Source organism: uncultured Aquimonas sp., from assembly GCF_937888285.1.
GTDB lineage: Bacteria > Pseudomonadota > Gammaproteobacteria > Xanthomonadales > Xanthomonadaceae > Aquimonas.
Map to the genome: position 1 here is coordinate 61,052 of NZ_CALART010000015.1, position 17,912 is coordinate 78,963.

A 17,912-nucleotide genomic window follows, 5' to 3' on the forward strand; every position below is an offset into this window, starting at 1 on the left:
CCCGGTCTGGCGTCGGCTGGACGGGTGTCAAGAAGTCGTAGAGAGCTTATTGCAAATGCGAACGCGTCGCAATAGTGAAGAGCTGGGATTGGGGATTAGCAGCGGGCTCGCGCTCCACGCAGCGGCGAGCCGCCGGGCTTCGAGCCCCTCTCCCCTCGGGAGAGGGGTTGGGGTGAGGGCTGGGTGTCCTCAGGTGGGTCCAAGAAGGGGCGTCTGGGCTAAAGCCCTATGCGATTTGGGCAACCAAATCGTGGCCATCTCTGATGGTCGCCGCGCCCAGGAGTGCAGCGCAGAGCGCTCGGACGTTCGGCAATGCGCGCCGCAGCCGCGCGTGCGCGTGCGCGTGCGCATCGCTTCGCACCCAATCCTGAATCCCGAATCCCGAATCCCGCGCTCCGGCGCCAGCGCCGGAGCACACGCTCAGGCCTCGATCGCCAGCAGCTGCCGCAGCCGCGCCTTCAGCCCCAGCCCGTGCTGCTTCAGCCAGGCGCGCTGCTGCAGGTGGTCGGGCATGCGAGCGCGCACTTCGGCCCAGTAGGCCGGCGAGTGATTGCGCTGCAGCAGGTGGCAGAGCTCGTGCACCAGCACGTACTCGAACACCCGCGGCGGCGCCTGCACCAGGGCGAGGTCGAGCGAGACCGCACCGGCGGCGTTGAGCGAGCCCCACAGGCTGGACAGCGGACGCAGGCGGATGCTGCGCGGCGCGGCAGGCAGGGTCGGCAGGTACTGCGGCAGCCAGTGGCCGAGGTCGCGCCGCGCTTCGGCCAGCAGGAAATCCGCCATGACCCGCTGCAGCTGCAGCGGCGTGTAGCGCGGCGGCAGGTGCAGTTCGATGTGGCTGGCGGACGGCAGCGCGGCAAGCCGCCGCGACTCGACGCGCTGGATCGGCAGCTGCGCGCCGCGCAGCAGCAGATGATCCGGGCGGGCGGGATCGGACGTCGGCGCGGCCTCGTTGTCCTGCCCCGGCAAGGCCGAAGGCACCGCCAGCGCACGCAGCTGCTGGGCCAGCCAACCGCGGTGCTGCTCCAGGAACTGGCGGATCTCGATCTCGCCCACACCGCGCGGCACGGTGAGGCGCGGGCCGCGCTCGGACACCATCAGCTTCAGGCGCCGCGCCCGCGCGTCACGCACCTCGACGATGCCCGCCTCGCTGCCGTCGGGCAGGCGCAGCCGCCGCTCGGAGCGCAGCAGGCGGCTCATGAGCTGAGCCCGGCCATGCCATGAGGGGGCGCGGACGATCGCGCCGGACTTTGCGGCGAGCGCAAGGCGCGACGCCCCCCAGTGGCGGGCCCCACTGGGGCGAGGAGCAACGCGGCGATCGCCGCAAAGAACAAGCGAGGGCCGTGCCAGCGAAAAGCCGCCGCGATGCACTCGCCACCGCGCCAGTGTTGACCCTGACTCGCGAATACAGGAACGACAACGGGAGCGGCTTTTCGCGACCTCATGGAATGTCCGGGCTACGCCTCGGCGCGGCTGAGGCCGAGGATCTCTTCCAGCCGCTTGAGCAGCACGCGCAGCTCGCCGCTCATCAGCGCGAATATCGCGTCGATCTCGTCGCGCTGGGTGTCGCGCTCGCCCTGCTCCAGGGCTTCGGTGGCCGCTTCGAGGAACTTCAGCTTGCGGATCACCAGATCCTCGCCGAGCACGAAGCTGATGCGCTCCTCGAAGACCAGGGCGACCTGGAACGCCTGCTTGCCGCACTTCAGGTGCTCGCGGACTTCCTCGGCGCTGAGCTCCTGGCGACGGCACTTGATGATGGCGCCTGAGTCGACCGGGTCGCGCAACTCGCACTCGTCGCCGAGCACGAAACCTTCAGGCAGGGGCTCACCGTCGATCCAGGCGGTCATCAGCGCGCGCGGGCTGGTCTCGGCATTCACCGGCACCGCCGGGAAACTGCCCAGGGCCTCGCGGATCGCGGTGACAAAGGTCTCGGCGTTCTTGCGGCTGCTGGTATCGATCACGCACCAGCCCAGGCCCAGGTCGAGATATCCCGAGCAGCGCGAGGGGCGCGAGAACGCCCGCGGCAGCAGGTCGGTCAGCACTTCGTCCTTGATGCGCTTGCGCTCGCGGCCGCCGGGGTTGCGGCCTTCGCTCTCGCGGATGTGGTCCAGTTTCTCCGACAGCACGGCATTGACCACCGAGCCGGGCAGCAGCTTGTCCTCGCTGCCGAGCGTCAGCAGCAGGGCCTCGGCGACGCGATGCGACAGCGCCTGCTCGCCGCGGCCCAGCGGCGAGACGAAGCCGCGCGAGGACAGTTCCAGCGGGCCGACGGGCTTCAACACGTGCTCGGCGAGCTTGTCGTCGAGGTCCTCGAAACTGTCGTTGATCGAGGTGGGGTAGCGGAACAGGGTCAGGTTGCGGAAGAACATTAGGTGTCCTGTTTAGGCTCGCGCATGGGGCTGCGGGCGGTCATTGCTCGCCGCGCGAGCGGTGGTGATTTTGCCCCTCTCCCCGTGGAGCGAGAGGGCCCGTTTGAGGGCTGCCGGTGGCAGCCCACGGGTCGGTGAGCCCGAGCGTAGCGAAAGTCGGGGTTGGGGAGAGGGTCCGGCGGTCCGTCAATCGTCAACCCGTGCGGATCGTTCGCTCAACGCCGCGAGGTGAAGGCAACAGTGCGTCCTACTCTCCGACGACTGCGCAAGCCCCGAACCCTCTCCCCCGACCCCTCTCCCGGCGGGAGAGGGGTGCGGTCTTCGAATTGAGCGTGAGGAGAACCCGGATGCAGGCGTACATGCGCATTCACGCCTGCAGCCGCACTGGAATCTCCAGCACGCGTGCAGGCGCATCGACCGCTTCGACTGCGGGAGCTGCGCGCGCTTCGCTCATGGACTCCGCAGGCTCACCCGCCAGCCACGCATGCGCATCCGGCAGCGGTGCGTCGGACGCGCGACCCAGCGCGAGAAAGTCGAAGAGACTGCGATCCGACAGCTGCGAGGGCCGGATATCGCCCAGCGCGCGGGCCATGGTTTCGAGGCGGCCCGGCGCGGTGCGCTCCCACTCGTCCATCATCCGCCGCACCTGCTTGCGCTGCAGGTTCTCCTGCGAGCCGCAGAGGTTGCAGGGGATGATCGGGAAGCCCTTGGCCTCGGCGTAGCGCGCGATGTCGGCCTCGGCCACGTAGGCCAGCGGGCGGATCACGATGTGGCGGCCGTCGTCCGAGCGCAGCTTGGGCGGCATGCCCGAGAGCTTGGCGTGGAAGAACAGGTTCATGAAGAAGGTCGCCAGCAGGTCGTCGCGGTGATGGCCGAGCGCGATCTTGGTGAATCCCTGCTCGGCGGCGTAGGTGTAGAGCGCGCCGCGACGCAGGCGTGAGCACAGCGAGCACATCGTCTTGCCCTCGGGCACCACCCGCTTGACCACCGAGTAGGTGTCCTGCTCCAGGATCTTGAAAGGCACGCCGAGGCCTTCGAGGTAGGCCGGCAGGATGTGCTCGGGGAAATCCGGCTGCTTCTGGTCGAGGTTGACCGCCACCAGCTCGAAGCGCACCGGCGCCTTGGCCTGCAGCTGCAGCAGCACGTCCAGCATCGTGTAGCTGTCCTTGCCGCCGGACAGGCAGACCATGACCTTGTCGCCTTCTTCGATCATGCCGAAGTCGGCGATGGCCTGGCCGACCTGGTGGCGCAGGCGCTTGGCCAGCTTGTTGTGCTCGTATTCGTGCTTGCGGGCGCTGGACATGGGAAGGGGCATCGCAGGGGCGAGAAGGCGGTGCGCCGGAGGACGCGGGCGGCCGCGCAGTTTAGCAGCGCCTTACCGGGGCGCCGGGTGCGCGTTCACGGCACCCGCCGTGCCTCTGGCGCAGCCCCGTCCGCGGGTTAAGCTTGCGGCTCGCTTCCGCCACGCGCCATGGATGCCCCCGATGCTGTCGAGCGATACCGCCGATGCAGTCACCCAGCTCGCCGAGCTCAGGCTGGAGCACCGCGATCTCGATGCAGCGATCGAGCGCATGGCGCAAACCCCCGGCACCGACGAGCTGCAGCTGCGGCGGCTGAAGAAGCGCAAGCTGCGCATCAAGGACCTGATCGCCCGGCTGGAGAGCGGACTGATCCCGGATCTGGATGCCTGAAGGGCCGGGATTCGGGATTCGGGAAACAGCGCAGCGGGCACCGGCGCGTGCCGCAGCACCTCAGCCTTCACGCATCCGTCCGGCCCATGGCTTCGGCGATGGCGCGCTTGAGCTCTTCCGCCGGGCAGGGCTTGGCCAGCACGCGGTGAATGGCGCCGCTGGCGCGAGCCGCATCGCTGCTGTCGCTGTCGCCCATGCCGGTCAGCAGGATGCGCACCGTGGCCGGCCAGCGCTGGGCAACGCATGCGAGGAAGCGCAGGCCGTCCATGCCGGGCATGCGCAGGTCGGACAGCACGACGTCGAAGTGCGGATCTGCTTCGAGCGCCTTCAGGCCTTCTTCGGGTCCAACTGCGGTCGCCAGTTCGACGCTGCCGTACAGGCTGCGCGTCAATGCGCGCAGGATGTTGGGCTCATCGTCCACGGCGAGCACGCGCGGCAGGGGCTCAGTCATCGCTGCTCTCGACGATGCGCTGCGCCTTGGCGCGCCAATCCGGCAGGCGGTCGAGAACGCGCATGCGCTCCAGATGCAGCTCGTCGACCTCCTCGCCCGTCGCCAGGGCCACCGCGACGTGGACAATGCCGACCAGGCCGAACTCGCGCGCACCGCTGCGCTGCGGCTGGCGATGGTGGGCCACCGCCTCGACGATGGCCATCGGCAGGCCCCACACCCCGAGCAGATAGGCGCCGACTTCGGAGTAGCCGAAGCGCTCCGCCGCCGCGCCTTCCGGCTGCGGCAGCAGCTTGCCCACGTTGGCCAGCAGGGCAGCGATGCCGGCCTGATCGACGTCGGCGCGACCGGCAGCGATGCGGCCGGCGATCAGCGAGGTCAGCAGGGCCTGGCGCTGCAGGACATTGACGTCGGCGCGCCCGGCGTCCTGGCTGAAGACCTCCGCTGCCAGCACCAGGTTGCGGATCATGGTCGAGCCGATCCGCGAGACCGCTGTCCTGAGATCGGTGACCGCGCGACCGGCCGAAGGGAAAAATGCCGAGTTGGCCATGTGCAGGACCTTGGCCGTCAGCGCCGGATCCTCGGCGAGGATGGCGCCGATCTGGCGGGCGTCGCAGTTCGGATCCTGCAGCGCCTGGTTGAGCTTGGCGAACACGTGCGGCGCCGCCGGCAGGCGCTTGATCCTGCCCACCACTTCGCCGATCGCCGGATCCGCCAGCAGGTTGCGCAGCGCCACCGCACCTTCGATGGTGTCGACCAGCACCTGCGGCTCGCAGGGCTTGGACAGGAACTGCTGGGCGACGTTCAGCGCGCGCATCGCCGCCTGCGTCTCGGTGTGTCCGGACAGCAGCATGCGCAGGGTCGAGGGCGACTTCTGCTGGATCCGCTTCAGCAGCTCGGCGCCGTCCATGCCCGGCATGCGCATGTCGGTGACCACCACGTCGACCGGGCCGCGCTCGAACTCGGCCAGCGCTGCTTCGCCGCTGTCGGCGAGCAGGATCTCCCAGTCGCGGTTGAGCCCGAACAGCATGCGCTCCAGGCCCACCAGCACGCGTCGCTCGTCGTCGACGAACAGCACCCTCATGCGGCTTCCTCGCCGGCCTGGGCCTGCAGCGGCAGCTCGATGACGAAGCAGGTGCCCTGGCCGGGCTCGGTCTCGAAGTGGATGCGCCCGCGGTGCTTGTCGACGATGGTGGCATAGGCCATCGACAGCCCCTGGCCGGTGCCCTTGCCCACCGGCTTGGTGGTGAAGAAAGGATCGAACACCGAGCGCTGGATGGCCTCGGGAATGCCGCCGCCGGTATCGGCGACGCGGATCTCGGCGTAGTCGCCGGCAAGTCGCGTGCTGATCTCGATGCGGCCCTTGCTGCCCGGCGATTTCAGCACCACGTCGCCGATCGCATGGGCGGCATTGACGATCAGGTTCAGCACCACCTGGCTGATCTGGTCGCGGAAGCAGGGCACCGAGGGGAGCGCGGGGTCGAAGCGGGTCTCGAGCTCGGCCACGTACTTCCACTCGTTGCGCGCCACCATCACGGTGGTATCGATCAGTTCGGCGAGGTCGACCGGCTCCATGTCCTCGCCCGAGGGATGCGAGAAGCGCTTCATCGCCATCACGATGTGCGAGACGCGGTGCAGCCCCTCCTGCGATTCGTCGAAGGCATCGGGCACGTTGCGCCGCAGGTAGTCGAGGCGCGCGGCCTTCAGCGCGGCCTCGGCGGCGTCGAGCCGCTCGGGCGGCAGCGCGCCAGCGCGCGCCTCGGCGAGCAGGGCCAGGTACTGGTCGACCACCGCCAGCAGGGTGTCGAAGCCCGAGCGCAGGAAGCTGACGTTGTCGCTGACGTACTGGACCGGCGTGTTGATCTCATGCGCCACGCCAGCGGCGAGCTGACCGATGGCCTCCATCTTCTGCGACTGCAGCAGGCGCGCCTGGGTGCTGCGCAGCTCGGCCAGGGCCTGCTGCAGCTGGGTGCGCTCGCGATCGAGTTCGCGCGTCTTGCGCGAGACCACGGCCTCAAGCGCGATGTTCTGCTCCAGCAGGTCGAAGGCGGACGGGTCGCTGCTGCCACGATGCTCCAGGCGCTGCATCAGCACTTCGATGGTGCGGTCGCGCGCGGCCAGCAAGCGCCGCAGCTCCGCGGGATCGGCGTCCTCGGCCGCGCCCTGGCTGGCCAGTCGTGTCGCTGCCTCCGATCCGGGCTCCTTGGGAGAAACAGGGCTCATTCCGCTCAGCTCCGGGCAGCCACCGCGATCGCGGTGAAGGTCTGGTTGATGTGCAGGCCGTTGAACTGCTCGCCGTGGGTGGAGAAGCCGAACACCCGCTGCGCCGCCAGAAAGCCGCCGATCTCGGCCAGCTGGTTCTCGCGTTCGGCCTGGCGGCGCCGCAGCGTGCAGTCGCAGCCCAGCACCAGGACGGGCGCGCCGAGCTGCCGCTCGACTTCGGCGAAGCCGCGCTGCAGTGCCTGCAGCGGCGAGCGCGCATCGCCGATGTCGACCAGCACGCCGGCCTCGACGGCCGACAGGCAGGACAGCGCACGGGCGCGGGTGACCCGGCTGATCGCGCGCACCACATGGGTGTCGCCGACCCGCAGCAGCAGGGGGTGGGCTTCGAGGAGTTCCGGCGTCAGCTCCGACTCGCCGACGCCCAGCGCATGCGCATACATCTCGGCGGCAGGCAGACCGTTGATCTGGATGACCAGCCGGCGTTCGGGGTCGGCTTCGGTGATCACCAGCCGCTCGCGACGCGGCACGAAGTGCTGCACGCGGAAGGCCTGGAACGGATGCGCGGTTTCGAACACGCCAAACACGGCCGCATTGCTGCGGAAACGCCCGTCGAAGTAGACCGGGGTGTGTTCGAAGCGCATTTCATCCGAGGCCGAGCCGCCGACGAAAGGCACGTCGCCAAGGCCGTGGTAGAGCGTGTGCGCCAGCCGCTCCTCGCCCTGATGCAGGCCATCCACGAGCAGCAGGCCGAAGCGACGACAGCCTGGCGCGGGCGGGCGCTCGGCCAGGCCGGCGGCGATCCGCTGCACGGCGGACTCGGCCTGGGCCAGGGGCTCGATCAGGTGGGTCGACAAGCCCAGACCGTCGCCATAGCAGGCCAGCAGTGAAATGCCGCCGCTGCGGAAGCCGTCGGGGCCGATCTGGCTGCCGCTGGTGCAGCCCAGCAGCGGACAGGCAAAGCCGGCCTTCAGCGCATCGGCCAGCGACTGCAGTGGATACAGGCCGTCGCAGAAGAAGATCGCGGCGGTCGGCGCCAGCCCCGGCCTGCGGCGCTGCAGCTCGGCTCGCAGCTCGGCGACCGCATCCGCCGGATCGGCCAGCGCGCTGGCCACGCTCTCGACCACCAGCGGCGCAGGCACCGCCGGCGCAGGCACCGGGGCCCGTCGCGGCGACGGAATACCGGCACCGACGGCCACCGGGCGCGGCGGCTCGCGACGCTCGCGCGTCGGCGTGCTCATGTTCCGCCTGATCCGAGTTGCACTCGCCTGTCCTCGCTTGCGTGTACGAAAGGCTTCCCGAGCATGGGATTCGCAGCCGGAAGTTCGCCGCGCCGCCCCGGTGGGCAGGCACCGGCCGGGTGCGACGCCGGGACGCGTGCATGGCCCGTGCCGCGGCGCGCGCTTTGCCTGCCGGCGTTCAGTAAGCTTGGTGCGGATCCGCGGAGCCCTCGACTGAACAGCCCCCCTGCCCTGATCAACCTCCGCGCTGCCGACGTGCTTGCTGCGGCCAGCGGCGCGGCAGCGGTCGGCCTGGCGCTGCTGTCGGGCTCGCTCGGACTGTGGAGTGCGGCGGCGACGGCGCTGTGGGCCACCCTGGCCACCCTGGCCTTGCTGTGGCCGGTGCCGGCGCTGCGCGCGGTGCTCGCGGCGCAGGCGGTGGGCGCGGGCGTCGCCGGCGTGCTGGTGATCGGCGCGTACGCGATGTGGGGCTGGAACGGGCCCGCCTCGCTCGCGCTGCTGGCGGCGGCAGCGCTGGCGGCGGCGCTGGGGCTGGCGCGCTACCGGTCAGCGGCGCGCCAGAGTCTGCTCAGCCTGCTGTCCGGCGCGCTGCTGCTGCTGGGGGGACTGAACGCGCTCGGCGTGTTCGGCGGTCGCCCCAGCGGCGCAACCCTGGGGGCGTTTCCGCTGCTGCTGTCCTGCGCGGCGATTGGACTGGGGGCCGCCCTGCTCCGGCGCGGACTGCCCATGGGCATGGGCCTGCGCGAGGGCGCGCGCCTGGCGACCGCATTCTCCCTGGCCGCGGCCGTGGTCGATGGCTGCAGCCGCCTGCCGCAGCTCGACATCGAGCTGCTGGCGCCTACCGCCTTCGCCATGGCAACGCTCTGCCTTCTGGCCGTCGCCAGCAGCCAGCGCCGCTGGGCCACCGGCCTGCTGCTTGCCCTGGCCACGCTGGTCGTGGTCACCGCCGCCGGCTGGGCGGCGCCGATGTTCGGCCTTGATGTAGGGCTGAGCGCTCCGCTGCCGCTGACCTCGGAACTTTCGCTTGGACTCGCCAGCGTCGGTCTGTTCTGCCTGCAGCAGCGCCAGCGCCAGCTCGGCTGGCGGACGCTGGCCTGGGCCTGCGGACTGCTGCTGATCCTGATCGCCGGCCTGGGCCTGCTCGGCTTTCTGCTCGAGACCGACCGCCTCAATCCCTGGGGCGAGGCGAAGGCACTGGGGCCGCTGGCCTCGCTGGGGCAGTTCGCCCTCGGTCTCGCCCTGGTGCTGCTGTCGGATCTGGGCCGCGATGCGCAGCGCCCGCTGGCCGCGTGGCTGCCGGCCACGCTCGGCGCCATGACCGTGCTGCTGGGCGTGGTCGGGTGGCGCGCGGTGCTGCCGGACAACACGCTGCGCATCGAGCGCGCCAGCACGGACGTCGCCGATCTGCTGCAGGGCCGCCTGCAGCAGCGTCTCGACCAGCTTGCGCGCCAGCTGCAGCTGGCGCCGACGCTGGGCGACAGCGCAATGCGCCTGCTTGCCGAAGCGGATGCCGCGGTGATCGCGATCGCCGACGCCCGCGGCAGCGGCTGGCAGCTGCGCGACCCCGCCCTGGCAGCCCAGCTGGAACGCCAGGAAAGCCGACTGCGCGCGCTGTTCGCCGGCCTGCTGGAGGAGCGTCCGCTGGAGGCCTCGCCCCTGCTCGGCGCCGAGCGTCCCGCATGGATGATCGTGTCGGTCGCCGGCACCCAGCCTGGTGAGCGCCTGCGCCTGCTGGTCGACGCCTCGCGTCTCGCGCAGGCGCCGCTAGAGGGTCCAGAGCTGCCGTTCGCGCTGCGCCTGCAGCAGGGCGAGAGCCTGATCCACGAGGCCCGCGGCGAGCGTGCCGCGGTCGATTCGGGCAGCGTGGAGCGCAGTCTGCAGGGCCTCGGCGAGGGCTGGCGGCTGCGGGTGCAGCCACTACCGGAGCTCGTCCAGCTGATGGGCTCGCGGCTGCCGACCCTGGTGCTGGTGATGAGCATCCTGCTGGGCGGCAGCCTTGCCGCAGCGGTGCGTCTGGCGCTGGTGGCGCAGCAGCGCGCGCGCAACGCCGAGTCGATCGCGCGCGGCCTGGAGCGCGAGGTCGCGGCGCGCCAGGCCACCGAATCGGCGCTGGACCGCTCGCTCGACGAGATCGGCCTGATCCTGTCGAGCATCAGCGACGGCTTCCTGTTCCTGGACCGCGAACTGCGGGTGTCCTTCACCAACCTGCAGGCGACCCGCATGCTCGCCGGCGAGGGCGAAGTCGCCGCCCGCACCGAGCTGGCCGAACTCTGGCCGGAGCTGGCAAGCGAGGGCCACGGCGGGGCGCTGGCGCATGCGCTGGGACAGACCAGCGAGTCCCGCTTCGAGGCCTTCAATCCGCGCTCGCGGCGCTGGCTGGAGGTGCGCGCCTTCGCCCATCCGAACGGCCTGGCCGTGCTGCTGCGCGATATCGGCGAGCAGCGCGAGCGCGCCGAGGCCCTGGCCAGCAGCGAGGCGGCTCTGCGCGGCGCCCAGCGCCTCGCCAGGGTCGGCAGCTGGCGCTACGACCTGCACCGCGAAACCTGGCTGTGGAGCGACGAGCTCTACCGCATCCTCGGCCTGCTGCCTGGGCAGCTGCAGCCGTCGCGTGACCTGCTGCTGCAGCACGTGCCGGCGGTCCAGCGCGGCGGGCTGTCGCTGGCGCTGGATGCCCTGCTCAGCGAGGGCCGCGAGATCCTGCTGGAGCACCGCGTGCAGCGCACCGACGGCCAGTGGATCGACGCGCTGAGCCTGGCGCGGGCGGAACGCGACTCGGGCGGCCGCATCCGCGCGATCTCCGGCACCCTGCAGGACATCAGCGCGCAGAAGCGCCAGGCGCAGGCGCTGCAGGCCGCACTGGCGCGCTCCGAGCGACAGGCACGGCAACTGCAGTCGCTGCACCAGGCCTCGCTGCTGGCCAGCCAGAAGCTGGGCGATGCCGACCTCGTGCCGGTCCTGCTTGCCGAGGTGCGGCGCGCCTTCCATTGCGGGGTCGCCCTGCTGCTGGAGACATCGGCGGATCCGCAGCAGTCCTCACCGCAGGCCAGCGTCGATCTCGATCCGCAGCTTGCCTGGCCGTCTGCGATCGACCCCGAGACGCTGCATTTCCTGCAGCGGCTGGCGCGCGGCGGAGCGCGCCGGCTGAGCACGGTGGAGCTGCTTGCGCAGTCCGCCTACGGCGAACTGAGCGCCAGCGCGCTGGACCTGCCGCTGGCGGGCCTGCTGTGCGTGCCGCTGCGCTCCACGGCGGGAGGCAGCGGCGGACACCTGCTGCTGTCGGCGCCGTCGGAGGCCGAGTTCGGACACGACGAGCTGGAGGTGCTCGACCAGTTCGGCCAGATCCTGGCGCTGGCGCGCGACTGGGCCAGCCTGATCGAGGCGCTGCGCAAGACCCGCGCCGATCTGCAGCAGCAACTCGAGGCGCTGTCGCGCAATCGCGCCCTGCTGGCCGGTGCCGAGCGCGTCGCCGGTCTCGGCACCTGGGAACTGCACTTCCGCGGCGGCGAGATCATCGATTTCGAGGCCTCCGAAGTCAGTCGCCGCATCCTCGGGCTCGCTGACGGCGAATTCGCCGTGGACAGCGCCAAGGCGCGCCTGCACCCCGAGGACAGGGCGCGGGTGCGCGAGCAGTTCCGCCAGGCGCTGGCGACGGCCGACCTGCTGGAGCTGGACTATCGCGTCGTGCATCCCGATGGCCGCGTGCTGTGGGTCCACACCCAGGCGCGGATCGCCCGGGACGAGGGCGGCAGGCCGGTCTACCTGCTGGGCACGATGCAGGACATCAGCCGCCAGCGCGAGGCGCAGCAGCGCGAGCAGGAGAAGATCGAAGTGCTGCGCGGGATCGCCACCGGCCACACCCTGCAGCAGAGCCTGCGCGCGGTGATCGACCAGCTGCAGCATGGCCATCCCGTGCGGGTCGCGATCGCCTACGGGGTCGACCTCAACCGCGGCGCCAGCGGCCTGGAGGCGCCCGCGCTCAGTGCTGCCTTCAAGGCCAACATGCTCGGCCTGAGCACCGTGCCGGGCATAGCGCCCAGCCGCATCGCCGTCGAGCGCGGCGAGCGCATCGTCATCGAGGACGTGCTGGCAGACCCTGCCTATGCGCGCATCCACGCGGCCTGCGCGGCCGAGGGGATCCGCGGCATCGTCGCCACCCCGATCCAGAGCCAGGACGCGCGCGTCAGCGGCGTGCTGGCCTGCTACCTGGCGCAGCCGGGCGCACCTTCGTTCGAGCTGCTGCAGGCGATCGACTCGGCGGTCTCGGTGTCGGCGATCGCGCTGAAGACCAATGCCGCGCGTCGCCGCCTGGAGGACAGCCGGCAGCGCCTGCGGTCCCTGTTCTCCCTGGTGCCGGACGCGGTGTTCGCGCTCGACCCCGCCGGCCGCATCGAGGACTGCAACGCCGCCGCCGAGGCGGTCAGTGGCCGCGGGCGCGAGGCGCTTATCGGCCACGCGCTCACCGATATCCTGCCCGCCGACACCCATGCGCTGATCAGCGAGCGGATCCAGCTCGCCGCCGAGGGCGGCATCCAGCGCTTCGAACTGCTGGCCGAGGACGCCGGCGGCAGGCGTTTCGATGCGGTCAGCACCACCCTGCCGATCGAGGTGGACGGCACCACGGTCGGAGTGTTCCTGATCCAGACCGACGTCAGCGAAGCGCGGCGGGCGCAGGCCGCCCTGCAGGCGGCACTGGCAGATGTCGAGGCGCGCAACCAGGAGCTGCAGGACTTCGCCTTCGTTGCCTCGCACGACCTGCAGGAGCCGCTGCGCAAGGTCCAGGCCTTCGGCGACCGCCTGCGCCTGCATCTGGGCGACCGGCTCGACGACAGCGCCGCCGACTACATCCGGCGGATGCGCTCGGCGGCCGCGCGCATGCAGACCCTGATCAACGACCTGCTGGCCTACTCGCGGGTCTCGCGCAATGCCCACCAGCCGCAGCGGGTCGCGCTGTCGCGGGTGCTGGCCGAAGTGCTGTCCGACCTGGAAAGCCGCATCGAGGCCAGCGGTGCTACGGTCGAGGCCGGCCTGCTGCCGGAGGTCGAGGCCGACCCCACGCAGATGCGCCAGCTGCTGCAGAACCTGCTGGGCAACGCGCTGAAGTTCGCGGCGCCGGAGCGCCGGCCGCAGGTGCGGGTGTCGGCACAGCTGCGCGGCGGCCGCGTGCACCTGGTGGTCGAGGACAACGGCATCGGTTTCGACAACAGGTACCAGGAGCGCATTTTCGCGCCCTTCCAGCGGCTGCACGGCCGCAGCGATTACGAGGGCTCGGGCATTGGCCTTGCGATCGTGCGCAAGATTGTCGAACGCCACGGCGGCCAGATCCACGCAGAGGGCCGTCCGGGCGAAGGTGCCCGCTTCGAGCTCGACCTGCCGGCCGGCCGCGCCCTTTCCAGCGCGACGCCCGTCTGCGAGGATTCCGCCTGATGCCCGCCCACGCCACCCGACCCTGCTGGATCCTGGTCGCCGAAGACGACAGCGACGACCGTCGCCTGCTCTCCGACGCCTTCGAGCAGTGCGGCATCGCCTGCCGGCTCGACTTCCACGGCGATGGCGAGAGCCTGCTGCAAGCGATCGATGCGGCGCCGCTGGACAGCCCGCCCCAGCTGGTCCTGCTCGACCTCAACATGCCGCGCATGGACGGCCGCGAGACGCTGGACCGGCTGCGTGCCAACCCCGCCCTGGCGGCGGTGCCGGTGGTGGTGATGTCGACCTCGGCCGCCGAGGATGATGCCAGCCGCGCCCGCCGCGCCGGCTGCGACGCCTACTTCGTCAAACCCGCCGAGTACGGCGCCCTGCTCGACATGGTCGGCCTGATCGCCCGCCGCTGGCTGGATGTCGCGCCGCCCGCGGGAGCCGGCGAATGATGGCCCGGCCGGTGCCACGGATCCGCGTGCTGCTGATCGACGATGACGAGGACGACGTCTTCCTGACCCGCGCGCTGTTCGACGAGGTCGAGGACTTCCGCGCCGACGTGACCGCCGCCGCCAGCCTGGAACAGGGCTTCCGCCTGCTGGGCGAGGCGCCCTTCGACATCTGCCTGGTCGACTACCGGATCGGCCCCGACAGCGGTATCGCCTTCATCGAACAGGTCGCCCACAGCGCGACCCCGCTGCCGGTGATCCTGCTCACCGGCCAGGGCAGCCGCGAGGTCGACCTGCGGGCGATGGAAGCCGGTGCTGCCGACTACCTGGTCAAGGGTGGACTCGACGCCGAGCGGCTGGGCCGCAGCGTGCGCTATGCGCTCGACCGCGCCGAGGACGTGCGCCTGATCGAGGCCAGCGAGGCGCGCTATCGCCTGCTGTTCGAGGCCAACCCGATGCCGATGTGGGTCTGCGACAACGAGACCCTGCGCTTCCTCGCGGTCAATCAGGCGACGGTCGAGCACTACGGCTACTCGCGCGAGGAATTCGCGCGCATGGATTCCACCCACCTGCGCCCGGCCGAGTACGTACCCGCCTTCCTCGCCGGAGTCAGGGCCTCGCGACCCGGCCCCTACCGGCGCGGACCGGTGCGGCACGTCCGTCGCGACGGCAGCATCATCTGGGTCGAGATCACCGCCCACGACATCCGCTTCGAAGAGCGCGTGGCGCGGCTGGTGCTGATCAACGACGTCACCGCCAAACGCGCGGCCGAGGCCGAAGCACGCCTGCTCGCGCGGGCCTTCGAGTCGAGCAAGAGCGGCATGCTGATCGCCGATGCGCGCAGCGCCGATCTGGCGACCGTCTATGTGAACCCGGCCTTCGTGCGCATGAGCGGCTATGCCGAGTCCGAGATCCTCGGCCGCAACTGCCGCTTCTTGCAGGGCGAGGATCGCGACCAGGAAGCGCTGCGCACGGTGCGCGAAACGCTCGCCAAACAGGGCGAGTGCGAGGTCGTGCTGCGCAACTACCGGCGCGACGGCAGCCTGTTCTGGAACCAGCTGACGCTGGCGCCGGTGCGCGACGCCGAGGGCGAGGTCACCCACTACATCGGCGTGTCCACCGACCTCACCGACCGCCGTCGCCACGAGGCCGAGCTGGCCTATCTGGCCCGCCATGACCAGGTCACCGGGCTGCCGCGCTTCATCGATCCCGACGATGCCCTGCGAGGGCTGTTCGAGGAAGCCGCCGGCGCCGGCGAGCAGGTGGCGCTGTGGTGCATCGACATCGACCGCTTCCAGTCGGTCAACGAAAGCGTCGGCTATCGCGGCGGCGACGAGGTGCTGCGCCTGCTGGCCTCGCGCATCCGCTACATCACCGGCGCCGCCGGCAAGCTGTGGCGGCTGACCTCGGACGAGTTCGTGCTGGCGCTGCGCTACCGCCCGGGCGAGTGCGAGCCGCTGGCGATCGCCGAGCAGATCCGCGAAACCCTCGAAGTGCCGGTGCCGGTGGCCGGCTCGCAGCTGTTCCTGTCCGGAACCATCGGCGTAGCGCTCTATCCCGACAACGCGCGCGATCCGGTCGAACTGTTCCAGTGCTCGGAGTCGGCGATGTACCGCTCCAAGCGCAGCGGCCGCAACTCGGTGCTGGCGTCCTCGGCCTCGCATGCCGAGGAGCTGCGCGAGCGCCTGTCGCTGGGCAGCCGGCTGAAGAGCGCCATCCACGCCAACGAGTTCGTCCTCTACTTCCAGCCACAGGTCAACGGCAGCGACGGCCGCATCACCGGCATGGAGGCCCTGGTGCGCTGGCGCACCGGCGACCGCGGCCTGATCGAACCCGGCCGCTTCATCCAGGTGGCCGAAGAGCTGGGCAGCATCATCGACCTCGGCCGCTGGGTGCTGCAGGAAGCCTGCCGCCAGGGCCGCCGCTGGCTGGACATGGGCCACACCGAACTGCGCGTCGGCGTCAACGTCAGCGCCCTGCAGCTGCATCGCATGAGCTTCGTCGACGAAGTGCGCGATGCCCTGCAGGCCGCCGACCTGCCGGCGCACATGCTGGAGCTGGAAACCACCGAGTCGGCCATCGTCGAGAACCTCGCGCGCTCGCTGGCGGTGCTGTCCAAGCTGAAGGCGCTGGGCGTGCAGCTGGCGCTCGACGACTTCGGTCTCGGCTACAGCTGCCTGAGCCAGTTGAAGCGCTTCCCGGTCGATCGCCTGAAGATCGACCAGAGCTTCGTGCGCGACGTGGCGCTGGCCGGCAGCGAGGCGGCGATCGCGCGGGCGATCACGGCGATGGGTCACGAGCTGCATCTGAAGGTGATCGCGGAGGGCGTCGAGACCGAGGCCCAGTTCGGCTACCTGCTGCGCAACCACTGCGACGAGTTCCAGGGCTTCCTGTTCAGTCCGCCGGTACCGGCCGAGGAGGCCACGGCACTGCTCGCCAAGCGCTATGTCGCCCCCATGGTGATGAGCCTGGCGCGGCCCGAGCGCGGCCTGCTGCTGGTGGACGACGAGGAGAACGTGTTGCGCGCCCTGGTGCGCGTGCTGCGTCGCGACGGCTACGTCATCCACACCGCGACCAATGCCACCGAGGGCTTCGAGCTGCTGGCCAAGAACCGCGTGCAGGTGATCGTTTCCGACCAGCGCATGCCCGGCATCAGCGGCACCCAGTTCCTGTCGCGGGTGAAGGAGATGTACCCCGACACCATGCGCATCGTGCTGTCGGGCTATACCGACCTCGCCACGCTGACCGACGCGATCAACCGCGGCGCGATCTACAAGTTCCTGACCAAGCCCTGGGACGACGAGGACCTGCGCGAACAGGTGCGCGATGCCTTCCGCCAGTACGACGAACGCGCCGCGCGCGAGCCGCTGGCCTGAGCGGCGGGCTCAGCGGATGTAGTTGAACAGCGAGTTGCCCTGCACCTTGGCGAAGGTCGCCTGGGCGGCTTCCAGCATCAGCAGCTGCTGGCTCAATCGACTGGCCGCTTCGGCGTAGTTGACGTCGCGGATCCCGGACAGCGTGGTCGACAGGCTCAGCACCTGCGAGGCGCGCTCTTCGGTGGTGCGGTCCAGGGTGTTGAGGCCCGCGCCGATCTTGCTGCGGGCGTCGATGATCTGCTCCTGCGCGGCGCCGAGATCCTCCAGGCTGGCGAAGAAGGCGTTCTGCTGCGCGGCGCGCTGCTCGGGCGTGGCCGAAGGCAGGCGCAGTGCGTCGATCACGCCCTGCACGGTGGCGAACACATCCTGCCGCGGCGAGGGCTGCACGCTGAAGCTGTCGCCCGCCGCCGGCGCGCCGTTGAAGCGCAGCTGCACGCCGCCGAACTCGATCGCCTCGCCCGGCGTATAGGTGCCGGTGGCGATCACCGTGGCGCTGCCATCCTCGACGCTGTAGCCGCCGGCGCCGTCGAACACGATCCGGTAGCTGTCGGGGGCCCAGGGCGTGCTGCCGGACAGGCCTGCCGAGCCCAGCACCAGGGTCCCGGCGTTGGCCGGGTCGGGACGCGCAGCGAAGGTGCCGTTGCCGGTCGGCACGCGCAGGAAGATCTCGCTGCCCGGTGCGACGTCGGCGACCGACAGCGAGGGCGACACATCGACCCGGCGCTGCACCTGGTCGCCGGCGTAGACCACCCCGCCCGGGCCGGGCGTGAAGGGTACGGCCGAGCCCTGGCTGCCGGCGAACAGATAGCGGCCGCTGCCGTCGTCGCTGTTGGCGAGCGCGAACAGGGCTTCCAGCTGCTGCTCCAGCTCGTCGGCGATGGCCGAGCGTGATTCCGGCGACTGCGAGCCGTTGAAGCCCTGCACGGCCAGCTCGCGCACGCGCAGCAGGCGGTCACCCGTCGAGGTCAGCGCGACCTCGGCGAGGTTCAACCGGTTGGCCAGCACGTTCGAATTGGCGCCGAAGCGCTCGAGCTCGGCGCGGGCGCGGTCGAGCTGCACGATCGAGCCGGCGCCGACGGGGTCCTGCGCGGCGGTGTTGATCTTCTGTCCGGTCGAGAGCTGCAGCTGGGTCTTGAAGGACTCGGCCTGGCGCGCCAGCAGCGCGTTCAGGCTCTGGGTGAACTGCAGGTTGGTGGAAATGCGCAT

The 17,912-nt window shown here is 70.7% G+C and carries 12 protein-coding genes; 4 read left to right on the plus strand and 8 right to left on the minus strand.

Annotated elements, in window-relative coordinates; genetic code table 11:
• Positions 1–420: 420 nt before the first annotated feature.
• The 3 genes from Q0654_RS04845 to ttcA form a co-directional block, all read right to left on the minus strand.
• Positions 421–1,200 (minus strand): SprT family zinc-dependent metalloprotease, encoded by a 780-nt coding sequence (locus Q0654_RS04845; RefSeq protein ID WP_298851038.1) that lies wholly within the window; start codon positions 1,198–1,200, stop codon positions 421–423.
• 257 nt (positions 1,201–1,457) lie between these two features.
• On the minus strand, positions 1,458–2,369 hold the full coding sequence (locus tag Q0654_RS04850) for a recombination-associated protein RdgC (RefSeq protein WP_298851040.1): 912 nt from the start codon (positions 2,367–2,369) through the stop codon (positions 1,458–1,460).
• A gap of 367 nt (positions 2,370–2,736) precedes the next feature.
• Positions 2,737–3,672, minus strand: a complete 936-nt coding sequence (gene ttcA / locus Q0654_RS04855; protein ID WP_343230118.1) for a tRNA 2-thiocytidine(32) synthetase TtcA — start codon at positions 3,670–3,672, stop codon at positions 2,737–2,739.
• 181 nt (positions 3,673–3,853) lie between these two features.
• On the opposite strand from ttcA, the gene Q0654_RS04860 reads away from it, so the two are divergent.
• Positions 3,854–4,060, plus strand: a complete 207-nt coding sequence (locus Q0654_RS04860; RefSeq protein ID WP_298851047.1) for a DUF465 domain-containing protein — start codon at positions 3,854–3,856, stop codon at positions 4,058–4,060.
• 67 nt (positions 4,061–4,127) lie between these two features.
• Here Q0654_RS04860 and Q0654_RS04865 read toward each other — a convergent pair whose 3' ends face one another.
• From Q0654_RS04865 to Q0654_RS04880, 4 genes are read right to left on the minus strand one after another with little or no spacing between them, the layout of a single operon-like run.
• Positions 4,128–4,511, minus strand: coding sequence for a response regulator (locus Q0654_RS04865; RefSeq protein WP_298851049.1), 384 nt, complete (start codon positions 4,509–4,511; stop codon positions 4,128–4,130).
• Positions 4,504–5,592 (minus strand): HDOD domain-containing protein, encoded by a 1,089-nt coding sequence (locus tag Q0654_RS04870; protein ID WP_298851051.1) that lies wholly within the window; start codon positions 5,590–5,592, stop codon positions 4,504–4,506. Before Q0654_RS04870 ends, Q0654_RS04865 begins: the two co-directional genes overlap by 8 nt.
• Entirely contained in the window at positions 5,589–6,731 is a 1,143-nt protein-coding gene (locus Q0654_RS04875; protein WP_298851053.1) for an ATP-binding protein, read from the minus strand. Before Q0654_RS04875 ends, Q0654_RS04870 begins: the two co-directional genes overlap by 4 nt.
• Before the next feature lie 5 nt (positions 6,732–6,736).
• Positions 6,737–7,969: an FIST N-terminal domain-containing protein gene (locus Q0654_RS04880; protein ID WP_298851055.1), complete on the minus strand. Its 1,233-nt coding sequence runs from the start codon at positions 7,967–7,969 to the stop codon at positions 6,737–6,739.
• A gap of 255 nt (positions 7,970–8,224) precedes the next feature.
• Between Q0654_RS04880 and Q0654_RS04885 the strand changes: the two genes are divergently transcribed.
• From Q0654_RS04885 to Q0654_RS04895, 3 genes are read left to right on the plus strand one after another with little or no spacing between them, the layout of a single operon-like run.
• On the plus strand, positions 8,225–13,393 hold the full coding sequence (locus Q0654_RS04885) for a PAS domain-containing protein (protein WP_298851059.1): 5,169 nt from the start codon (positions 8,225–8,227) through the stop codon (positions 13,391–13,393).
• On the plus strand, positions 13,393–13,833 hold the full coding sequence (locus Q0654_RS04890) for a response regulator (protein WP_298851061.1): 441 nt from the start codon (positions 13,393–13,395) through the stop codon (positions 13,831–13,833). The genes Q0654_RS04885 and Q0654_RS04890 overlap by 1 nt, the downstream gene beginning before the upstream one ends.
• Complete coding sequence (locus Q0654_RS04895; protein WP_298851063.1) at positions 13,830–16,706, plus strand: EAL domain-containing protein; 2,877 nt, start codon at positions 13,830–13,832, stop codon at positions 16,704–16,706. Before Q0654_RS04890 ends, Q0654_RS04895 begins: the two co-directional genes overlap by 4 nt.
• A 9-nt stretch (positions 16,707–16,715) precedes the next feature.
• On the opposite strand, the gene flgL is transcribed toward Q0654_RS04895, so the two are convergent.
• Positions 16,716–17,912 carry a flagellar hook-associated protein FlgL gene (gene flgL / locus Q0654_RS04900; RefSeq protein WP_298851065.1) on the minus strand — a complete coding sequence of 399 codons (1,197 nt, stop codon included), beginning with the start codon at positions 17,910–17,912 and terminating at the stop codon, positions 16,716–16,718.

What these genes read in the sequence shown, in the direction of transcription:
- Q0654_RS04845 (WP_298851038.1), bottom strand. Translation starts at nt 1,200, where the DNA reads ATGAGCCGCCTGCTGCGCTCCGAGCGGCGGCTGCGCCTGCCCGACGGC.
- Q0654_RS04850 (WP_298851040.1), bottom strand. Translation starts at nt 2,369, where the DNA reads ATGTTCTTCCGCAACCTGACCCTGTTCCGCTACCCCACCTCGATCAAC.
- ttcA (WP_343230118.1), bottom strand. Translation starts at nt 3,672, where the DNA reads ATGTCCAGCGCCCGCAAGCACGAATACGAGCACAACAAGCTGGCCAAG.
- Q0654_RS04860 (WP_298851047.1), top strand. Translation starts at nt 3,854, where the DNA reads ATGCTGTCGAGCGATACCGCCGATGCAGTCACCCAGCTCGCCGAGCTC.
- Q0654_RS04865 (WP_298851049.1), bottom strand. Translation starts at nt 4,511, where the DNA reads ATGACTGAGCCCCTGCCGCGCGTGCTCGCCGTGGACGATGAGCCCAAC.
- Q0654_RS04870 (WP_298851051.1), bottom strand. Translation starts at nt 5,592, where the DNA reads ATGAGGGTGCTGTTCGTCGACGACGAGCGACGCGTGCTGGTGGGCCTG.
- Q0654_RS04875 (WP_298851053.1), bottom strand. Translation starts at nt 6,731, where the DNA reads ATGAGCCCTGTTTCTCCCAAGGAGCCCGGATCGGAGGCAGCGACACGA.
- Q0654_RS04880 (WP_298851055.1), bottom strand. Translation starts at nt 7,969, where the DNA reads ATGAGCACGCCGACGCGCGAGCGTCGCGAGCCGCCGCGCCCGGTGGCC.
- Q0654_RS04890 (WP_298851061.1), top strand. Translation starts at nt 13,393, where the DNA reads ATGCCCGCCCACGCCACCCGACCCTGCTGGATCCTGGTCGCCGAAGAC.
- Q0654_RS04895 (WP_298851063.1), top strand. Translation starts at nt 13,830, where the DNA reads ATGATGGCCCGGCCGGTGCCACGGATCCGCGTGCTGCTGATCGACGAT.
- flgL (WP_298851065.1), bottom strand. Translation starts at nt 17,912, where the DNA reads ATGCGCATTTCCACCAACCTGCAGTTCACCCAGAGCCTGAACGCGCTG.